Source organism: Streptomyces sp. NPDC041814, assembly GCF_055590565.1.
Map to the genome: position 1 here is coordinate 190,414 of NZ_JBVJAM010000014.1, position 17,159 is coordinate 207,572.

Here is a 17,159-nt window from a genome sequence, read left to right on the forward strand (position 1 = left end):
GGTCAGGCTCCCTTGGGGGACGTGGAGACGGGGGCGGCGAGGAGGGCGCGCAGGGCAGGCTTGTCGATCTTTCCGACGGCGTTCTTCGGGAGGGCGTCCAGCACGTGCAGGGCCACCGGGTTCTTGACCTTCGTCAGGTGAGCGGCACACAGCTCGCGCAGCGCGCCGGTCTCCAGGGATCTGCCGGGGTACGCGGAGACGTAGGCGACCGGGACCTCTCCGTACACCTCGTGCGGGGCACCGACGACGGCCGCCTCCCGGACGGCGGGGTGCTGGTGGAGGACGGACTCGATCTCCTTGGGGTACAGGTTCTCGCCGCCCCGGATGATCATGTCCTTGATCCGGTCCACGATCCGGAGGTACCCGTCCGGGTCGAGAACACCCACGTCACCGGTGTGCAGCCAGCCGTCGCGCAGGGTCTCGGCGGTGGCGTCGGGGCGGCCCAGGTAGCCGCGCATGACGTTCCCGCCCCGGATGACGATCTCGCCGCGCTCCCCGGTGGGCAGCAGCCGGCCGTCCGGTGCCATGACGGCCACCTGCTGGCCGGGGAGGGCGACGCCCACGGTGCCGGCGCGCCGCGGACCGTGCAGCGGGGTGGACGTGGAGGCGCAGCTGCCCTCCGTCAGGCCGTAGCCCTCGACCACCGGGAAGCCGAAGCGGTCCTCGACGGCGGTCAGCAGTTCCTCGGAGGCGGGCGCGGCCCCGCAGACCGCGACCCTCACGGAGGAGGTGTCGGCCGTCGGCTCCTCCGGCAGCCCGACGAGATGGGCGTAGATGGTGGGAACGGCGGAGAAGAACGTGGGGCGCAACCGTTCCACGGCGGCGAGGAAGTCCGCCGGGTGGAACCGGCTGAGGACGGAGAGCCGCCCGCCGGCGCGCAGGGTGCTGAGGAAGCTGACACAGATGGCGTTCACATGGAACAGCGGCAGCACCAGCAGGCAGTGGTCGGTCTCGGTGATCTCCAGCGCGGCCGAGATCGACGCGACCATCGCGTCGATGTTGGCGTGGTCGAGGATGACGCCTTTGGGGCGGCCGGTCGAACCGCTGGTGTAGATCAGCAGGGCGACGTCGTCCGGGGCGGTGGCGGCCTCCGGGAGCGTGCGGGTCCCGGGAGCGCGGCGCAGATCGTCCACGGCGAGTGCGGGCCTGCCGCCGTCGGGCGCACCCGGACCGGCGTTGACGACGAGCGCGGCGCCCGAGTCGGTGATCTGGTAGTCCGCCTCGGCGGCGGTGAACACGGGGTTGACCGGTGTGGCGATGGCCCCGAGCCGCCAGGCGGCGGCCAGGCAGACCAGGAGCTCGACACGGTTCGGCAGCATGATCGCGACCACCGTGCCGTGGTCGACGCCGTGCTCGGCGAACTGCTCCGCCACGGCTTCGACGCGGGCGGCGAACTCCGCGTAGCTGAGTTCCTGGTGCTCGTCACCCACGCACGGCCGACCGTCGAAGGCGGCCGGCCGGTGCCAGGGCAGGTGGGTCAGGGGCATGGTGAGGAATGCCTTTCGGGGCAGGGTCGCGTGGCCCTGGACGGGTGGGCCGGAAGTCGGTCGGCGCGTGCGGGCCGGGTCAGAAGAGCGACGCGTCCAGGCCGCCGTCGAGGAGGAGGCCCGAGCCGTTGCAGAAGGACGAACGGTCGCCGGCCAGGAAGAGCACGGCCTCGGCGACCTCCTCGACCGTGCCGAGCCGGCCCTGCTTCTGGTCCATGAGCGCGGCGAATCCGCCGGAGGGGAGACCGAGTTGCCGCTCGAACGTGTCGACGGACCCGGTCACCATGCCGGTGCCGACGAAGCCGGGCAGCACCGCGTTGACGCGCACGTTGTGGGGGCGCAGTTCGGTGGCCGCGGTCTTGGTGAGGTTGACGACGGCCGCCTTCGACGCGGCGTAATGGGCGATCAGAGGGGTGCCGGCGGTCGCGGTGACCGAGCCGAGGGTGACGATGCTGCCGCCACCCGCGGCGATGATCGCGGGGGCCGCGTAGCGGATGGAGAGGAAGACGCCGTCGAGGTTGACGGAGGTGACCTCGCGCCACGCGGTCAGGTCCATGCCGATGATGGGCGACGGCCGGGCGACCCCGGCGTTGGGGACCATGATGTGAAGGGCTCCGAACCGCTCGACCGCCGCGTCCACCAGGGCCTTGACCTGCTCCTCCTCGCGTACGTCGCAGGCGACGGCCACCGAGCCGGGGATCCGCTCGGACGCCTCCTTGATCGCTGCCTCGTCGATGTCGGAGACGACGACGTTCGCGCCCTCTTCGGCGAAGCGGCGGGCGATGGCGAAGCCGATGCCGTTAGCGGCGCCGGTCACGACGGCGGTCCGGCCGGCCAGGTCCTGGTGCATGGGAGGGCCCTCCTCAGTGGCGTTCAGTGGTGTGCACCGAAAGCTAGAGGCGGGGGACGGGCGAGGTCCCTGTACCGGGAACACAAAGGTTGGCGGGCTCTTCGTGCGCGGGGGTCCAAGCGGGGGCGCCCGCGCACCGGCGCACGGCTCAGGCGGCCTCGGGGGCAAGGATCGCGTTGGCGGGCTATTCGTGCGCGGGGGTCCAAGCGGGGGCGCCCGCGCACCGGCGCACGGCTCAGGCGGCCTCGGGGGCAAGGACCGCGTCGCCCAGCCACTCGCAGGCGATGAGGGCCAGTTCGAGGTCCAGCCGGTCCTCGCCGAGCGGGCGGCCCCGCTCCTCCAGGGCCCGGTCCACGCGGTACTTCACGGTGTTCTTGTGCAGGTGGGTCCGCTCAGCGGTGGCCACGTAGCTGCCCTTCTCCGTGACGAACGCCAGCAGCGTGCCCCGCAGCCGGGCGGCCGCCTCGGTGTCGGCACCCAGCCCTCCGAGGGCGTCGCGGACGAGGCGCCGGGTCGCGCCCAGGTCGGCGGAGAGCATGGCGGCGGCGCGTACCCCGGGGTCGGTGTACGCGGTCACCGCGCGGGCCCGGTCGCCCGCGGCCATGGCCACGCTGCGGGCACGGAGCGCTTCGAGGTGGGACAGCCGGAAGCCTTCGGCGCCCGACGATGGCGTGCCGAGCGCGACCCGCAGGCCCGTACCGGCCGCCGTGACCCGGCGCTGGATCTCGGCCAGGTCGGGGAGTTCGTCGCCGTGCCCGAGCGGGATCCAGCCCCAGCTCCCGGCGCCGTCATTGCGGCCGAGGAGCGGCTGCCCCCTGCTTCCGGCGGCCGCCGCGACCTCCGCGAGCAGGGCCTCGCAGTGGTGCAGCTCCTGGGTGGAGGTCCGCCGGTCGGCGCCCCAGATCACGACGCCGAGGTGGCGCCGGCCGAGCGCGTAGCCGAGGGCCGCCTCGGCGGCGGCGGGTCTGACGGACTCGCCGGCGAGCAGGGAGGTGATCATGGCCGCCCGCACGGTGCCCCGGTTGGCGAGGTAGCGCTCGCGCTCGGCCTCGTAGACGTGGACGACCCGTTCGGAGACGCGGTCGATGTAGCGGAACGTGAGCCGGGTGAACGTCCGCCCGGCGGCGTGGGCGACGGCCGGGTCCGGTTCCTCGGCGGCGATCCAGTCGAAGGCCCAGTCGAGCACGTACTCCTGGGCGAGCCGGTAGGCGCGGATCAGGGCGGTGGACGAGGTGCCGTGCCTGGCGAGCCTGCGGGCGTACTCCTCGGCGGCGGAGGGGGCGGTGAGGTCCTCCTCGGGGATGCCGTACCGCATCACCTCCGTGAGGGTCTCCAGGTTGCTCTCGGTGCTGCCGTAGAGGAGTTCCAGGAGGCGCGGGTCGCTCTGCAGTTCGGTGACCTTGGCGGCCAGTTCGGCCTGGAGCCGCGCGGTCAGCTCGGGCAGGTGCGCCCGCAGGTACTCGGCCAGCGCCACGACGCGTGCCTCGGCGAGCCGCGCGGTCTGGCCGGCGGTGGGGGGCCGGGTCACGGCGTACCTCCGTACGTGCTTGCTGCCCCGCACGGCGCTGCGCGAGGGCGCCCATCCTGACAGAGCGGCCCGCCCGGTCACAATGACCGAACGGGCTGCACTCGGGACATCACCGCAGGTGACAGGCGTGTCCGGGCCGGACGGGGCCTCAGAACAGGCTCGCGGTCAGCCCTCCGTCGATCAGGTAGTGGGCGCCGGTGATGAAGCGGGCGTCGTCCGACGCCAGGAACGCGACCAGCCCGGCGACCTCTTCGGGCGTGCCGGGCCGGCCCTGGCGGGCGTTGATCAGATCGTGGAACGGGACCGGCGAGACGGCATCGATGGGGTCGGCCAAGCGGTCCGCCATCTCGGTGGAGACGATGCCGGGGCACACCGCGTTCACGGTGATCCCCGCCTGCCGGAGCTCCATCGCGGCGGACTCGGTGAACCGGAGGATGGCGCCCTTGGAGGCGCAGTACGCGCTGAGCAGGGGGCCGCCCGCGACGCCCGCGACGGAGCCGAGGTTGACGATCGCGGCCCTGCCGGAGGCAGCCAGCGCCGGGATCGCTGCCTGGGTGACCCGGAAGGTGCCACCGGCGTTGACGTCCAGGACGCGCATGAACTCCTCGTCCGTCAGCTCCGTGACGGGCTTGGCGATCTCGATGCCGGCGTTGTTCACGAGCAGGTCGAGGCCGCCGAGCGCTTCGACGGCCGCGGCGACGGCACCCCGGGCGTCGGCAGCGGAGCGCACGTCGCAGCGGATGCCGATGGTATCCCCGCCCAGTTCCTTGGCGGTGGTCTTCGCCCCCTCCTCGTTCATGTCGGCGAGCGCCACGCGGGCGCCTGCCGCGACGAGGCGGGCGGCGATGGCGCGCCCGATCCCCTGCGCTCCGCCGGTGACCAGTGCGCGGCGTCCGGTCAGATCTGTCATGGGGGACCTCCTGGGGGTGGGTGAACGGGTGACGGGTGGCGGCCACGCTAGGGACCGGGCGGCCGGGCCGTCTTGGCGCCCGCGCACGACATTCCGGCGGTCTTTCGTCTCCCCGCACCAGTCCTTGTCCGGGCGCCCCCGGCCTACGTTGCGCCGAGGCGGGCAACGAGGCCCGGCGCCGGGTGTCCCCCGCCCCGGTTTCGTCTTCCGGCTGGAGCCGCATCCGTGAACTCACCGATCATCTCGGCATTTCTGCCCGCGGCCGTGGCGCTCGTCATGGTCGGGCTCGGGCTGTCGCTGACCATCCAGGACTTCGTCAACGTGAAGGCGCACCGCCGGGCGGCCGCGGTCACCATGGCACTGCAACTGGTGGTGCTGCCGACGCTGTGCTTCGCCCTCGTCGTCGCGCTGCGCGTGCCACCGGTCCTCGCCGCCGGAATGATGCTGCTGTCCGCGTCGCCGGGCGGCACCGTCTCCAGCCTGTTCAGCCATCTCTTCGGTGGGGACGTCGCCCTCAACATCACGCTGACCGCCGTGAATTCGGTGATCGCGGTCGTCTCGATCCCGGTGGTCACCAACCTGGCCCTGCACTACTTCCACCCGGATCTCGGCACCGGACAGGTCTCGCTCCAGTTCGGCAAGATGACGGAGGTGTTCGCGATCGTGCTGGTGCCCGTGGCACTGGGCATGGCGCTGCGCCACTTCCGCCCGTCCCTGGCCTCGGTGCTCGACCGGCCGGTACGGCTCTGCTCGTCGGCCGTCCTGGTCCTCGCGGTCCTCGGCTCCGCCTGGTCGGAGCGTGCGCGCCTCCCGCACTACATCGTCGACGTCGGCCCGGCCGTGGTGGCGTTTTGCGCGCTGAGCCTCACCCTGGGCTTCGTCGTGCCCCGCGCGGTGCGGGTGGGGCGCCGTCAGGCCGTCGCGGCGTCCTTCGAGATCGGCGCGCACAACGCGACGCTGGCCATCACCATCGCCGTGAGCGTCCTGGACAGCAGCACCCTGGCCGTACCGGCGGCGGTGTACGGGCTGCTGATGATCCCCGGCGCCGCTCTCTTCGGGTGGGCGCTGACCCACCGCGGTGAGCCGACACCGGCTCCGGTCGTACAGCGCGGGTGACCGAAACCCTCACCTGGCCCGATTACTGTCAATTAATCCGATACATCCCCGCGCAGCACCGAAGGAGCCCGCCCGTGACGCCCTCCCCCGACCGCTACGAGCATCTGGCCGCCCTGCCGTTCAGCGGCGGCAACCCCACCGAGGAGACCGCGCGCACGCTGACGGATGAGCTGTTCTTCCAGCGGGCACTGCAGGCGTACCTGTGGGCGCTGCCGACCGTCAACGCCTGCGCCATGCGCGACGGACTGGGCGAGGCGTTCGGGCGCGGCTACCAGGTGATGTCGGTGTTCGAGAAACGACTCGGGCCGCGGACGCTGATCACCACCCCGAACTGCGACGTCATCTACGGCATGTGCTTCGCGAACCTCGCGGAGACCGGACCCCTGGTGGTCGAGGCCCCGCCCGGCATCCAGGGCCTGGTGGACGACTTCTGGCACCGCCCGCTGACCGGCCCGCGCATCGACGGCGTGCAGTTCCTCGGCGACATCGGGCTGCCCGGCCCCGACCGGGGCAACGGCGGCCGCTATCTGGTCGTCCCCGAGGACCTTGAGCCGGAGGGGCCCGGCGCGTGGGACGACTTCTTCGTCTACCGCAGCCGCACGGACAACATCTACTTCCTGCTGCGCGGCTTCTTCTCCTCGGTCGACGATCTGTCGCCCGGCGTCGAGTCGATCGAGGGCATCCGGCTGCACCCGCTGCGCGGGGAAGCGATGCCCATGCACTTCGCGCACGCCTCGGACACCCCGGCGGACGCGCTGTACCCGCGCGACTTCACGTTCTTCGAGACGCTGAACGCGTTCGTGCAGGCCGACCGCACGGACCGGGTGGACCCCTATATGCACGGTGTGCTGGCCGCCCTGGGCATCCGCAAGGGCGGGACGTTCGACCCGGCGCCCCGGCAGCGGGAACTCCTGGACCTGGCGGCCCGGACCGCGTGGAAGACGGCCAAGACGATCGCCACCGGCTTCGACCGCGAGGACGACGCCCTGTGGTGGGAGGACCGGCAATGGGTCGCCCACGCCAAGACCGCCCAGGACGACTTCTGGCACACCCTCCTCGACGAGGAGTTCCGTACGCGGGCGACCGGCCACACCGATGTGAACGCCAAGGCGCACATGTTCGTCAACCACTACTCGATCAGTACCGGCATGATGAGCTCCGTCGTCGGCTTCGGCGCCAAGTACGCTGCGGCGTACCGCGATCACGCGGGCGACCTCCTCGCCGGTGAGCACACCTACCGCATCGACCTGCCCGCCGACCCACCGGCCCGGCTCTTCTGGTCGCTCACGCTGTACGACGCCGAGACGGCCGCCGAGGTCGACGCCGAGGGCCAGACCTTCTCGTCACTGAACGGCATGAACGACCTCGGCTTCAACGAGGACGGCTCCCTCACCCTCCACATCGGCCCGGACCGCCCGCGGGAGGCCCGGAACTGGATCAGGACCGTCCCCGGCCGCGGCTGGTTCTCCCTCATCCGCTGGTACGGCCCCGAGCAGGCGTTCTTCGACCGCCGTTACAAGCCCGGCGACTTCGTCAGGACCGAGGGCTGAGCCGAGGCGGCGGCGGGTCCACGGCCGCCGCCGCTTTGAAATTTTGCCCAGCCTGCAAAATTGCATAGCATGCACCTTCATGAGCGACGACCCGCCCCTCGGGCTGCGTGAACGCAAGAAGCGCGCCACGCGTGACGCCCTGGCGGGCGCGGCCCTGCGCATGGCCGCCGACCGCGGCTTCGAGCACGTGACCGTGGAAGCGGTCACGGACGCCGTCGGGGTCTCCGTGCGCACGTTCTTCAACTACTTCCCGTGCCTGGAGGACGCGATCACGCGTCCCGTCCAGGAGACCGCGGAACGGACCCGGCGGGCCGTGCTCAACGCCCCGGAGCATCTGACCGCGCTCGACGCCCTCAGCGAGGCCATCGCCCAGGAACTCGCCTCCATCGAGGAGGACCACGAGCGCTGGGAACTCCAGTTGGAGGTGCTGAAGAAGAGCCCGGCCCTGCTCCCCAACTTCCTGGCCGCCCGGGGTGCCGACGAGACCGCCATGGTCGCCGTCGTCGCCGAACGCCTCGGCCAGGACCCCGAGACCGACCTGTATCCCCGGCTCCTCTCACACGCGGCCCTCGCCGCCGTGCGGGCCGCCGTCGAGGTCTGGGTGGCCACGGGCCGTACCCGTACCTTCCAGAGCCTGTACCGCGAGGCGTTCGCCTCGCTGGCCGCCGGGCTGAAGGGCTGAGCCGCCCACCGCACCACCCTCCGCGCCGCGCCGCTGGGCGCGGAGCCAGTCACCAGAGAATGAGGAACGTCAGCCGATGACCGCTGCCGTCACACCCGAAACCGGCGCCGCCGGTCCGACCGAGGGGTCCGCGTCAGGCATGACGCGGCGCCAGATACTCCAGGCCATGTCGGGCCTGATGGCCGGCATGTTCGTCGCCATCCTGGCCTCCACGGTCGTCTCCAACGCCCTGCCCCGGATCATCGCCGACCTGCACGGCACCCAGTCCTCGTACACCTGGGTCGTCACGGCCGAACTGCTCGCCATGACAGCGACCGTCCCGATCTGGGGCAAGCTCTCCGACCTGTACGACAAGAAGCTGCTCATCCAGCTCTCGCTGTCGATGTTCGTCGTCGGCTCACTGGTCGCGGGCTTCTCGCACAGCGTCGGGCTGCTCATCGTCAGCCGTGTCGTGCAGGGCATCGGCGCGGGCGGTCTCACCGCCCTCGCCCAGGTCGTGATGGCGGCGATCATCCCGCCGCGCGAACTCGGCCGCTACTCCGGCATCTTCGGTGCCGTCTTCGCCGTCGGCACGGTCGCCGGGCCGCTGATCGGCGGCGTCCTCGTCGACACCTCCTGGCTGGGCTGGCGCTGGTGCTTCTTCATCGGCGTGCCGTTCGCGCTGCTCGCGATCGTGCTGCTCCAGCTGACCCTGAAGCTGCCCACGATCCGCCGTGAGGTGAAGATCGACTACGTCGGTGCCGTCCTCATCATGAGCGGCGTCAGCTCGCTGCTGCTGTGGGTGACCCTCGCGGGCAACCGCTTCGACTGGGCGTCCTGGCAGACCGCCGCGCTCGTCTCCGCCGGTGTGGTCCTGCTGGCGACTGCGGTCTGGGTCGAGTCCCGGGTGGCGGAGCCGATCATCCCGCTGGACATCTTCCGCAACCGCACCGTCGCGCTGACGACCGTGGCGAGCCTGCTGGTCGGTGTCGCCATGTTCGGCGGCACGGTGTTCCTCTCGCAGTACTTCCAGATCTCGCTGGGCAAGTCCCCGACCACCGCGGGCCTGATGAGCCTGCCGATGATCCTCGGTCTGATGATCTCGACCACCGTCGCCGGCCAGATCATCTCCGCCCGGGGCAAGTGGAAGGGCTTCCTCATCGCGGGCGGCGTCATCATGACCGCGGGCATGGGGCTGCTCTCCACGATCGGCGCCGACTCCTCGTTCGGCCTGCTCAGCGTCTACATGGTGGTCCTCGGCGTCGGCGTCGGCATGCTGATGCAGAACCTCGTGCTGGCCGCCCAGAACGACGTGCCCGCCTCCGAACTCGGCGCGGCCACCTCGGTCCTGTCGTTCTTCCGCAGCCTCGGCGGCGCCATCGGTACGAGCGCCCTGGGCGCGGTCCTCGGCCACCGGGTGACCCAGGAGCTGGAGAAGGGCTTCGGCGGGGCGGCCGGCGGCGGGACCGGCGGCGGCGTCCCCGAGCTCAGCAAGCTGCCTGAGCCGGCGCGCGTCATCGTGGAGAACGCGTACGGCGTCGCCACCGCCGACGTCTTCCTGATCGGCGCCCCCTTCGCGTTCCTGGCGCTCATCGCGGTGCTCTTCATCAAGGAGAAGCCGCTGCGCACCCAGAGCGGCATGGAGCGCCTGGCGGAGGAGACTGCGGCGGCCCGGCCCGCCGCGACCACGACGCACTGATCACGACCGTCCGGGGCCCGCACGGGCCCCGGACGGCTTGCGCACCGCACCACCTGCCATGGTGTCGGGATGACAGACCCCGCCGCCTCGCCCACCGACGCGTTCCCCGGCCAGTTCGCCCGCACCCGCCGCTTCTCGCTGGGCGTGCCCCGGCAGTTCACCGTCTCCCCCGACGGCGAGCGGGTCCTCTTCGTCCGGGGCACGTCGGGCACCGACCCGGTCAGCCGGCTCTCGGTGTACGAGAGGGGCACGGAGCGGCTGCTCGCCGACCCGCTCGGACCTGGCTTCGCGGAAGCGGCGCCCGGCGACATCCCGGCGGAGGAACGGGCCCGGCGCGAACGCGCTCACGAGACCTCCTCCGGCGTCGTCTCGTATGCCACCGACGCCTCGGTGCGCCTGGCGGCCTTCGCCCTGGCGGGCGCCCTCTGGCTCGTCTTCACGGACGGCTCCGTGCCCCGCCGGCTGCCGACGGCCGGCCCCGCCGTGGACCCCCGCCCCTCCCCCGACGGCTCGCTGATCGCGTACGTCTCCGGCGGCGCGCTGCGCACAGTACGGGCGGACGGCACGGACGACCGCGCGCTCGCCGGACCCGACGGCGACCCCATCACGTACGGCCTGTCCGACTACGTGTCGCAGGAGTCCATCGGCCGTACGCGCGGCTACTGGTGGTCCCCCCGCGGCGACGCCCTCCTGGTCGCCCGCACCGACACCTCCGGCGTCCGGCGCCGCTACCTCACCGACCCCGCGCACCCCGGGCGCCCGCCCCGCGAGCTGGCGTACCCGGCCGCCGGGACGCCCAACGCGAAGGTCTCGCTGCACCTCGTACGGCTCTCCGGGAAGCGCACCGCCGTCCGGCTTCCCGACGCGGCGGGCGACGGGCACCCCGAAGCCGCCTGGACGGACCGGGCGTTCGAGTACGTGGTGGCGGCGGACTGGGACGACCGGGGGCCCCTGGTCTCCGTACAGACCCGGGACCAGCGCTCCGTGCACGTCCTTGCGGTGGACGGGGCGACCGGGGAGACCAGGACCGTGCACCGCGCCCACGACCCCGCCTGGGTGGCCCTGCGCCCGGGCACCCCGCTGCGCCTGCCGTCCGGCGCGCTCGTCGTGCCCGCACGCCCCGGCGGCGACACCCAGGGCCTGAGCATCGGTGGTACCGCGACGCCCCCGGGCCTGGAGGTGCGCGAGGTGCTCGGGGCGGTGGACGGCCGGGTGTACTTCACGGGCGGCGACGAGCCCACGGAGGTCCACGTCTGGTCGTACGACACGGCCGGGGGCGATCTGGCCCGGGTCTCCCACGCGCCCGGGGTGCACACCGCCGCGGTCGGCGGCCCGGTCGTGGTCCTCGACAGCCGGACGCCGGACGGCCATACGGTGGCCGTGCTGCGGGACGGCGCGGAGGCGGGCCGGATCGCCGTCCTGGCCGAGGAACCGCTCGTCACCCCGCGCCCGCTGGCCCTGAGCCTCGGCCCGCGCGAGCTGCGCAGCCGCCTCTACCTGCCGTCCTGGCACGGGCCCGGCGACGGACCGCTCCCGGTGCTGCTGAGCCCGTACGCCGGTCACGGCATGCAGGTCGTGCTGAAGGTGCGGACGTGGTGGACGGCGGTGGCGCAGTGGTTCGCGGAGCAGGGGTTCGCGGTCCTCGTCACGGACGGGCGGGGGACGCCGGGGCGGGGCGAGGCGTGGGAGAAGTCGGTGCACGGCGACCGGCTGACGGCCGTGCTGGAGGACCAGATCGACGCCCTGCACACGGTGGCCGCCGACCGTCCCGAGCTGGACCTGACGCGGGTGGCGATGCGCGGCTGGTCGTTCAGCGGGTACCTCGCGGCGGCGGCGGTGCTCCGGCATCCGGAGGTCTTCCACGCGGCGGTGGCGGGCGCGGCCCCGGTGGACCGGCGGCTGTACGACACCCACTGGGAGGAGCGCTTCCTGGGCGATCCGGACGTGCTGCCGGAGAACTACGACCGCAATTCGCTGCTGTCGGAGGCCGCGTCGCTGACCCGTCCGCTGATGCTGGTGCACGGGCTCGGCGACGACAACGTCACCGTGGCGCACACCCTGCGCCTCTCCTCGGCCCTGCTCGCCGCGGGCCGCCCGCACACGGTGCTGCCGCTGTCCGGGACCGGTCACCTGGTGGGCCGGGACCGCACGGCGAGCGGGCTGCTGCTGCTTGAGCGGGACTTCCTGCGGAGGTCGTTGGGGGTCTGAGGGCGCGCCCCGTCACTCCATGGGGTCGTCCAGTCCCCGACCCGCCTCGCGCAGCGCGGCGACCGCCGCCCGGACCGAGGGCCGCCGGTCCGCGTCCGTCCGCCACACCGCGTGGACATGGCGGCGCATCCGCTGGCGCACCGGCACCAGCCGTACCCCGTCGGGCACCGGCCCCCGTCCCAGCCGGGGTGCCACGCACACGCCCATCCCGGCGGCGATCAGGGCGAGTTGCGTGTGGTGCTCGCCCGCGAGGTGGGCGATGCGCGGTTCGATGCCCTTGGAGCGGAGCGTGAACATCAGCCAGTCGTAACAGAATTCGCCCTCGGGCCAGGACACCCAGTCGTCGTCCGCGAAGTCCTCCAGGTCCACTTCGGAGCGGCCCGCGAGCCGGTGGTCGGCCGGCATGGCGATGTCCGGGGCGTCGTCCAGCAGTTCCGCCCGGGTCAGGCCGCCGGGCACCGGGAGCCGCTTGTTGCTCCAGTCCAGGACCACCGCGAGATCGATGTCGCCCCGGAGCACCGCCCGGATGCCGGCCTCCGGCTCCAGTTCCAGGGTGCGCACCCGCAGTTCGGGATGGCCTGCGCGCAGGGCGAGCAGCGTGGCGGGGAAGAGGCCGCGCGCGGCCGTGGGGAACGCGCCGAGCCGGATCTCCCCGACGACCTCGCCGCGCTGGGCCTCGATGTCGGACTGGGCCAGCTCGACCTGCGAGAGGATGCGGGCCGCGTGGTCGGCGAGCAGCCGGCCCGCGTCGGTGAGACGCACTCCGCGCCCGTTCCTGGCGAGGAGCTGCTGGCCGACCTCCCGCTCCAGCTTCGCCATCTGCTGCGAGACGGCCGACGTCGTGACGTGCAGCCCTTCGGCGGCGCCGCTGACCGAACCGAGCCTGGCCAGGGCATCGAGGGTGCGCAGGCGCTCCAGGTTCAACATGTAAGCGATGCTACGCGAATCAACGCACAAAATCTCACTTGTGCTACGAGGTGGAAGCGGCGATCGTTGTCACCATGAGCGCCCCGACCGCCCCGGACATCAGCCGAGAGCCGCACCCGGCCCCGCCCGCACCGCCGCCCTCCGCCGACGCCCCCGCTCCCGCCCGGCGACCGGCCGTGGACTGGCGGCTGCGTTTCGCGGCACTCTCGCTGATCTGGGGGTTCAGCTTCCTCCTGATCAAGGTGGGGACCGACGCGTACGCCCCGTTCCAGGTGACCCTGGGGCGGCTCCTGTCGGGCACGGCGGTCCTCGCGGTGGTCATGGTGGTGAAGCGGGAGCGGCTGCCGCGTTCCGCCCGGACCTGGGGCCATCTGGCGGTGGCGGCGTTCTTCCTCAACGCCCTGCCGTTCTCCCTGTTCGCCTACGCCGAGCTGTCCATCCCGTCGACACTGGCGGGCATCTGCAACGCGACCTCGCCGCTGTGGGGCATGGCGCTCTCGCTCGTCGCCCTGTCGGAGGACCGGCCGACCCGCCGCCGCGTCGCCGGTCTCGGCCTCGGCTTCCTCGGCGTGCTGACAGTGCTCGGCGCCTGGCAGGGCTTCTCCGGGCTGGACTTCAGCGGCACGGCGATGGCCCTCCTGGCCTCGCTGAGCTACCCGGTCGGCTGGATCTACGTACGCCGCACGCTGGCCGGCAGCGGCGCGTCGACCCTCGCGCTCACCGGCAGCCAGCTCTTCCTGGGCACCGTGCAACTCGCGGTCGTCACCCCGCTGTTCACCACCGTGCCGGACGGCTTCCCGGTCCTGCCCACCCTGGCGGTCGTCGCGCTCGGGGCGCTGGGCACCGGGCTGGCGGTGCTGCTCCAGTACGGCCTGGTCAACGAGGTCGGGCCGACGACCGCGCAGATGGTCACCTACTTCATCCCGGTCATCGCCACGGCGGCCGGAGTGGCCGTGCTCGGCGAGCGGCTGAGCTGGAACACCCCGGTCGGCGCACTCATCGTCCTGGCCGGGGCAGCGCTCACCCAGAGCAGACGGCGTGTCCGGCGTCAGCCGTAGCTCAGCGGACTCGCCGGGCCCGCCGCCCGCGCCACGGCGTCGGCCAGCGCTCCGATGTCGGCGTCGGTGAGCGGGGAGACGGTGATCCGGACCGCCTGGGGCGCGGCGATACGGAACCGGGCCCCGGGCGCCACCGCCCAGCCCGCCTGCAACAGCCGGGCCACCGCCCCCGTCTCGTCGCTCACCGGCACCCACACGTTCATCCCGCTGCGGCCGTACGCCGCCACGCCGCGCACCGCCAGCGCCCGGACGAGGGCGTCCCGGCGGCGGGCATAGGACCGGGCCACCTCACGCGAGTCCACTGCGCCGGTGCTCCACAGGTGCACCACGGTCCGTTGCAGCAGCCGGCTGACCCAGCCGGGCCCGAGCCGCTGACGGCCGGCCACCCGGTCCACCGTGACCGCGTCCCCGGTCAGCACCGCGACCCGCAGGTCCGGCCCGTACGCCTTGGCCACGGAACGGACGAAGGCCCACCGGCCGGTGGCCCCGGCCAACGGGTGCAGCGGCTGGTCCACGATGGCGTGGCCGTGGTCGTCCTCGATGAGCAGGACGTCCGGGTGCCTGGCGAGGACCGCCCGCAGCCGCCCCGCCCGGTCCTCGGAGACCGTGGCCCCGGTCGGGTTCTGCGCCCGGTCCGTGATCACGACGGCCCGCGCGCCCGCCTGGAGCGCCGCTTCGAGCGCGTCCGGCAACGGCCCGTCCTCGTCCAGCGCCATCGGCACGGGCCGCATGCCGAGGGCGGGCACCAGGTCCAGGAGTCCGCCCCAGCCGGGGTCCTCGACCGCGACCCGGTCCCCGGGCCTGAGGTGGGCGGAGAGCACCCGTTCGATCGCGTCCAGGGAGCCGGAGGCGGCGGCCACCGGTCCGGGCGGCACCCCGTCCGCGTCCATCGCGGCACGCGCGAGGGCGGCGAACTGCGGGTCCACGGCCGCCTGGCCGTACAGCCCGGGCTCGCGCGCGTACGCCTCGGCAACCGAGGCGAACGCCTCGCCCAGGCGCGGGAGCAGCGCCGGATCGGGGCTGCCGTCACCCAGGTCCCGCACCCCGGGCGGGGCCTCGACCCGCATGGAACCGCGCGCGGTGCTGGCCGGGCGCGGTCTGATCCGGCTGCCCCGGCGACCGGCGGTCTCGATCACCCCGCGCTCGCGCAGGGTGCGGTAGGCGGCCGCCACGGTGTTGGGATTCACCTCCAGCTGAGCCGCCAACTCCCGCATGGGGGGCAGCACATGCCCCGGCGCCAGCTCGCCCGAAGCGACCCCGCGCTCGATGCTGGCGGCAATTTCCTGCGCACGCCGCCCACTGATCCGATACTCTCCTAGCACAAACAACAGTATGCACTAGTGCAATGGAGTTCGCAATGCCGGAGCCCGCTCCCCAGCAGACCACGCCCCCGGACGCCTCGTCCGGCTACGAGCCGACGGACCGCACCGTCCCCACCCGGTCACGGGACCGCGCCGCGTACGACCGGGAAACGGTCCACTCGATACTCGACAGCGCCTACCTCTGCCACCTCGGCTTCGTGCGCGACGGCGCGCCGGTCGTGCTGCCGACGCTCTTCGGCCGGGTCGGCGAGCGGCTGTACGTGCACGGCTCGACGGGCTCACGCCCGCTGCGGGCGGCCGGGCAGAGCGACGAGGGGCTGCGCGTGTGCCTGACGGTGACCCATGTCGACGGTCTGGTGCTGGCCCGTTCCGCCTTCCACCACTCGCTCAACTACCGCTCGGTGGTCGTCCACGGCACCGCGTACACCGTGACCGATCCGGAGGAGCGGCGCGTCGCGCTGGACGCGCTCGTGGACCAGGTGGTGCCCGGGCGCTCGAAGGACTCGCGGCCGGCCGACGGCAAGGAGTTGGCCGCCACCGCCGTCATCCGGCTGGATCTGCGGGAGGTCTCCGCCAAGATCCGCACGGGCGGCCCGAACGACGACCCCCAGGACATCGCCCTGCCGTACTGGTCCGGCGTCGTCCCCGTCGCCCCGGCCTACGGCACCCCGGTCCCGGCGGACGATCTCGACCCGTCCGTCGGCGTACCGGCTTACCTGCCCTAGAGGCGGATGCCGGCTCGATCCGCCACGCCATCCGGGGCCCCGGCCCCCGAGGCCACCGGTCCGGAGGGCGGCCGGGGCGTGGCCGACTGGGCGATGAGGGCACCGGCCAGGACGAGCGCGCCGCCGACGAGCTGCGGAGCGGCCAGGTGCTCGCCGAGGAGGACCCAGGCGAGCACGGTCGCGATGACCGCTTCCAGGCAGGCGACGACGCCCGCGACGGCCGGTGAGAGCAGGCGTACGGAGATCACGCCGGTGACGTACGCGACGACGGTGGCCAGCAGCACGATCCAGACGAGCAGCAGCCAGGCCGGCACCGTGGTGCCGTCCATGACCGTGCCGCCGCCGAGCACCGACCAGTCCATGCCCCAGGGGCGGGCGACCGCGGTGAGCACGAGGGCGCCGATCAGCAGCCCGTACGCGATGACGCCGACCGGGTGCGGGGGCTCGTCGCCGCCGCCCTGGTCGGAGAGGACGAAGTAGCCGACCTGGCAGCAGGCCGCACCGAGCGCGAGTACCAGCCCGACCGCGTCGAAGCTCAGCCCGGCCCACACCTCGACCACGCAGGCGAGCCCGCCGACCGCGAGGACGACCCCGAGGGCCGCCGCCCGCGTGACCGGGCGCCGCTGCACGAAGCGCACCCAGCCGAGGACGAGCGCCGGGGCGAGGTATTCCACGAGCAGCGCGACGCCCACCGGAACGCGGGAGATGGCGGCGAAATAGCAGGCTTGCACGCCCGCGACGGCGAGCAGCCCGAAGCCGAGCAGGAGCACAGGGCGACTGCGCACCAGCGCCCGGTGGCGCCAGGCCACCGGCAGCATGACGAGCGCGGCGCCCGCCACCCGCAGCCAGACCACGTGGAGCGGGTCGAGCCCCGCCTCGATCAGCGGCTTGGCCGCCACTCCTGAACCACCGAATGCGAAGGCCGAGGCGAGGGCGAGTCCCAGGCCGGCGCTTCTCCCCTGAGACGCGTGCATCGGCACATCATGACAGCTGCGGTCAGTACCGTCACCCCGGTGACACCTGACGCACACGACGCCGGGGGACGGGGCAACCGACGCCCCTTCCTCGTACGTCCCACAGGGCGGAGCGGTTGTTCGCGGCACGGCGGGAGGGGACCG

The 17,159-nt window shown here is 73.0% G+C and carries 14 protein-coding genes; 7 read left to right on the forward strand and 7 right to left on the reverse strand.

The features are described 5' to 3' along the window. Nucleotides 1–2: 2 nt before the first annotated feature. The 4 genes from ACZ6C6_RS29900 to ACZ6C6_RS29915 form a co-directional block, all read right to left on the reverse strand. Nucleotides 3–1,487 (reverse strand): class I adenylate-forming enzyme family protein, encoded by a 1,485-nt coding sequence (locus tag ACZ6C6_RS29900; RefSeq protein WP_469207183.1) that lies wholly within the window; start codon nt 1,485–1,487, stop codon nt 3–5. Between the two features lie 79 nt (nt 1,488–1,566). After that, entirely contained in the window at nt 1,567–2,337 is a 771-nt protein-coding gene (locus ACZ6C6_RS29905) for an SDR family NAD(P)-dependent oxidoreductase (protein ID WP_469207185.1), read from the reverse strand. 235 nt (nt 2,338–2,572) lie between these two features. Further along, nucleotides 2,573–3,865 (reverse strand): PucR family transcriptional regulator, encoded by a 1,293-nt coding sequence (locus ACZ6C6_RS29910; RefSeq protein ID WP_469207187.1) that lies wholly within the window; start codon nt 3,863–3,865, stop codon nt 2,573–2,575. A gap of 148 nt (nt 3,866–4,013) precedes the next feature. Then, complete coding sequence (locus ACZ6C6_RS29915) at nt 4,014–4,775, reverse strand: SDR family NAD(P)-dependent oxidoreductase (protein WP_469207189.1); 762 nt, start codon at nt 4,773–4,775, stop codon at nt 4,014–4,016. A gap of 225 nt (nt 4,776–5,000) precedes the next feature. Between ACZ6C6_RS29915 and ACZ6C6_RS29920 the strand changes: the two genes are divergently transcribed. From ACZ6C6_RS29920 to ACZ6C6_RS29940, 5 genes are all read left to right on the forward strand, one after another. Beyond that, on the forward strand, nt 5,001–5,891 hold the full coding sequence (locus ACZ6C6_RS29920; protein ID WP_469207191.1) for a bile acid:sodium symporter family protein: 891 nt from the start codon (nt 5,001–5,003) through the stop codon (nt 5,889–5,891). A 74-nt stretch (nt 5,892–5,965) separates the two neighbouring features. Continuing rightward, the gene (locus ACZ6C6_RS29925) at nt 5,966–7,441 is read left to right on the forward strand and encodes a DUF1214 domain-containing protein (RefSeq protein ID WP_469207193.1); all 1,476 of its coding nucleotides are present in this window, start codon (nt 5,966–5,968) and stop codon (nt 7,439–7,441) included. A 79-nt stretch (nt 7,442–7,520) separates the two neighbouring features. Then, nucleotides 7,521–8,123, forward strand: coding sequence for an acyl-CoA-like ligand-binding transcription factor (locus tag ACZ6C6_RS29930; RefSeq protein WP_469207194.1), 603 nt, complete (start codon nt 7,521–7,523; stop codon nt 8,121–8,123). 139 nt (nt 8,124–8,262) lie between these two features. After that, nucleotides 8,263–9,801, forward strand: a complete 1,539-nt coding sequence (locus tag ACZ6C6_RS29935) for an MDR family MFS transporter (RefSeq protein WP_469207269.1) — start codon at nt 8,263–8,265, stop codon at nt 9,799–9,801. Nucleotides 9,802–9,870: 69 nt separating this feature from the next. After that, nucleotides 9,871–12,009, forward strand: coding sequence for a S9 family peptidase (locus tag ACZ6C6_RS29940; protein ID WP_469207196.1), 2,139 nt, complete (start codon nt 9,871–9,873; stop codon nt 12,007–12,009). Nucleotides 12,010–12,021: 12 nt separating this feature from the next. Here ACZ6C6_RS29940 and ACZ6C6_RS29945 read toward each other — a convergent pair whose 3' ends face one another. Then, a complete protein-coding gene (locus ACZ6C6_RS29945; RefSeq protein ID WP_469207198.1) occupies nt 12,022–12,936 on the reverse strand; it encodes a LysR family transcriptional regulator in 915 nt (304 codons plus the stop codon). Nucleotides 12,937–13,010: 74 nt separating this feature from the next. Between ACZ6C6_RS29945 and ACZ6C6_RS29950 the strand changes: the two genes are divergently transcribed. Further along, entirely contained in the window at nt 13,011–13,994 is a 984-nt protein-coding gene (locus ACZ6C6_RS29950) for a DMT family transporter (protein WP_469207199.1), read from the forward strand. Here ACZ6C6_RS29950 and ACZ6C6_RS29955 read toward each other — a convergent pair. Next, nucleotides 13,985–15,316, reverse strand: coding sequence for an aminotransferase class I/II-fold pyridoxal phosphate-dependent enzyme (locus ACZ6C6_RS29955; RefSeq protein ID WP_469207201.1), 1,332 nt, complete (start codon nt 15,314–15,316; stop codon nt 13,985–13,987). The genes ACZ6C6_RS29950 and ACZ6C6_RS29955 overlap by 10 nt on opposite strands. A gap of 35 nt (nt 15,317–15,351) precedes the next feature. On the opposite strand from ACZ6C6_RS29955, the gene ACZ6C6_RS29960 reads away from it, so the two are divergent. Further along, on the forward strand, nt 15,352–16,041 hold the full coding sequence (locus tag ACZ6C6_RS29960) for a pyridoxamine 5'-phosphate oxidase family protein (protein ID WP_469207271.1): 690 nt from the start codon (nt 15,352–15,354) through the stop codon (nt 16,039–16,041). Here the strand turns inward: ACZ6C6_RS29960 and ACZ6C6_RS29965 are convergent. After that, the gene (locus ACZ6C6_RS29965) at nt 16,038–17,015 is read right to left on the reverse strand and encodes an EamA family transporter (protein WP_469207203.1); all 978 of its coding nucleotides are present in this window, start codon (nt 17,013–17,015) and stop codon (nt 16,038–16,040) included. The two genes, ACZ6C6_RS29960 and ACZ6C6_RS29965, sit on opposite strands and share 4 nt — an antisense overlap. Between the last annotated feature and the right edge of the window lie 144 nt (nt 17,016–17,159).